The sequence below is a fragment of the Devosia sp. genome (genome assembly GCF_014860165.1).
In the GTDB taxonomy this organism is placed as follows: domain Bacteria; phylum Pseudomonadota; class Alphaproteobacteria; order Rhizobiales; family Devosiaceae; genus Devosia.
This window is the reverse complement of sequence record NZ_JACZKG010000078.1, coordinates 1-2,482: the sequence shown is the minus strand read 5'-3', so window position 1 is coordinate 2,482 and position 2,482 is coordinate 1. Positions and strand designations below refer to the sequence as shown.

Here is a 2,482-nt window from a genome sequence, read left to right as displayed (position 1 = left end):
AGACCACGCTGGTGGCTGTACTCGATGTCGGCTCGACCAAGATCTGCTGCGTCATCGCGCGCCTCACCCCGCGCGCGGAGGGCAGGGCGCTTCGCGGGCGTTCGCACCAGGCCGAAGTCATCGGCTTCGGCTATGGTCCGTCCTCGGGCGTCAAGAGCGGCGTCGTCACCGATATCGAAAAGGCCGAGCAGGCCATTCGCTCGGTTGTCGGCATGGCCGAGCGTGCCGCCGGGCTGACGCTTGAATCCGTCATCGTCAATGTCACGGCGGGCCGCCTTGGCTCGGAAACCTTTTCCGCCACCGTGTCGCTCGACGGCCAGGAAGTGGAAAAGTCGGACATTCACCGGGTGCTGCGCGCGGTCAACGAGCGTTCGGTGCGCCCGGAGCGCTCCATCATCCACGCGTTACCCATCGGTTACGCGATCGATGGCCAGAAGGGCATTCGCGACCCCAAGGGCATGGTTGGTGACAAGCTCGGCGTCGATGTCGCCGTGGTCAGCTCGGAAACACTGGCCATGCGCAACCTGGAACTGGTACTGCATCGCTGCCATCTGCAGATCGAAGCGCTGATCGCCACCCCATACGCCTCGGGTCTGGCCACGCTGGTCGATGACGAATCCCAGCTGGGGGTTGCCTGCATCGACTTCGGTGGCGCGACCACGACCGTCTCGGTCTTCAACGATGGCCACCTGGTCTATGCCGATGCCATAGCGATCGGCGGCCACCATCTCACGCTCGACATCGCTCGCCAGCTTTCGGTGAGCGTTGATGATGCGGAGCGGCTCAAGACCCTGTTTGGCTCGGTATTGCCCGGGCAGGCCGACGAGCGCGACCTGATCCCGATCCAGCCGGTCGGCGCCAGCCATGACGAGGCGCCGGGGCAGGTGGCCCGCTCGGTGCTGACCCGCATCATGCGGCCGCGCATCGAGGAAATCCTCACCGCAATCCGCGACCGCATGCAGGCGACCGGCATGATGGATGTCTGCGGCCGCCGCTTCGTGCTGACCGGTGGCGCCAGCGAGATGACCGGGCTGCCAGAAGTCGCCCGCCGGATCCTGGCGCGCAACGTCCGCAACGGCCGCCCCATGGGCATTGCCGGCCTGCCGGAAATGGCCAAGGGCGCTGCCTTTGCCTCGGTCGCCGGCATGCTGATCTATCCGCAGGTCTGTTCCCAGGAATACCAGGAACCGCGTGGCTCGCGGAAGCTCACCGGCACGGACGGCTACTTTGCGCGGGTTGGGAACTGGCTCAAGACGAGCTTCTGACTGCTTCGGGTCTGTGAAAGCCGTGCGCGCCAGTTACACGCGGCGTCATTCCGGCCTTCGCCGGGATGACATCGCGGTTGGGCGCACCATGCCTCACGCCCCCGCATAGGCCCTCTGCAGGTCGGCCACGATGAGCTTTCGCATTTGCAGCATGGCCTGCATGGCGCGGTTGGCACCGGCCTTGTCGGGGCCTCCGATGGTCTCGAACAATTGCTTTGGGATGACCTGCCAGGAGAGGCCGAACCGGTCCTTGCACCAGCCGCACATGCTCTCCTCGCCGCCATTGTCGACGAAGGTGTTCCAGAAGTAGTCAACCTCTTCCTGTCCGTCGCATTCGAGCATGAAGCTGACCGCCTCGGTGAAGGGGAACCGGCTCTTGTCTGCACCGCTGCCGTTGAGCAGGAAAAACCTGTTGCCGGCCAGTTCGATTGTGGCGGTGAAAGCGGCTCCATCAGGGTCCTGGCGCTGCACCTCGAGCACTTTGCCGTCCTTGAAGGTCTCGGTGTAGAACGTGATGGCTTCGTCGATGCTGTTGTTGAACCATAGGCAGGGCGTGATCTTTTTCATGGGTCTTGTCCTTCATGCGGTGCCGGACCCCTTGTCCAGAACCAATACGTTATATTGCTAAATGGTTATTTATTGGGCGTCAACAGTCAGGGTTGTGTTTTGTCGCCGTTCGCAGGCGTGGCGTGGTTAACGGGTGGTCAAAACGTAACCTAGCGGTGTCGCAAATTGCGTTCACGTTAACACCGGCGAGACAATTGTTAGGGGCCGGTTAACGTTTGCGGGGGTAAATCTTTACCAACACCGCCACTATGGGGCCCCTCATGACGATCAACCTCACCATCCCGGATATTCAGGAACTCAAGCCCCGCATCACCGTATTCGGTTGCGGCGGCGCCGGCGGCAACGCCGTCAACAACATGATTGCCTCGGGTCTGGACGGCGTGGACTTCGTCTGCGCCAACACCGACGCTCAGGCGCTCGCACTGAGCAAATCTCCCCGCATCATCCAGCTCGGCGTCTCCGTCACCGAAGGGCTCGGCGCCGGATCGCACCCCGAAGTGGGACGCGCCGCGGCGGAGGAGAGCTTCGACGAGCTCAACGATCACCTCTCGGGCTCGCACATGGTGTTCATCACCGCGGGCATGGGCGGCGGTACCGGCACCGGTGCGGCGCCGGTCATCGCGCGGGCTGCGCGGGAGCAGGGCATCCTC

Annotated in this window: 2 protein-coding genes and 1 pseudogene; 2 read left to right on the top strand and 1 reads right to left on the bottom strand. The window is 63.5% G+C overall.

Annotated elements, in window-relative coordinates; translation table 11 throughout:
• The first annotated feature begins 8 nt into the window (after positions 1 to 8).
• Complete coding sequence (ftsA, locus tag IH615_RS20505; protein WP_291364905.1) at positions 9 to 1,265, top strand: cell division protein FtsA; 1,257 nt, start codon at positions 9 to 11, stop codon at positions 1,263 to 1,265.
• A gap of 93 nt (positions 1,266 to 1,358) precedes the next feature.
• On the opposite strand, the gene IH615_RS20500 is transcribed toward ftsA, so the two are convergent.
• Positions 1,359 to 1,832 (bottom strand): VOC family protein, encoded by a 474-nt coding sequence (locus tag IH615_RS20500; protein ID WP_291364904.1) that lies wholly within the window; start codon positions 1,830 to 1,832, stop codon positions 1,359 to 1,361.
• A gap of 260 nt (positions 1,833 to 2,092) precedes the next feature.
• On the opposite strand from IH615_RS20500, the pseudogene IH615_RS20495 reads away from it, so the two are divergent.
• Positions 2,093 to 2,482, top strand: a pseudogene (locus tag IH615_RS20495) (cell division protein FtsZ); the annotation flags it as partial.

Excerpts from the sequence above, each read along its gene's own strand:
- IH615_RS20500 (WP_291364904.1), bottom strand. The coding sequence starts at position 1,832 with ATGAAAAAGATCACGCCCTGCCTATGGTTCAACAACAGCATCGACGAA.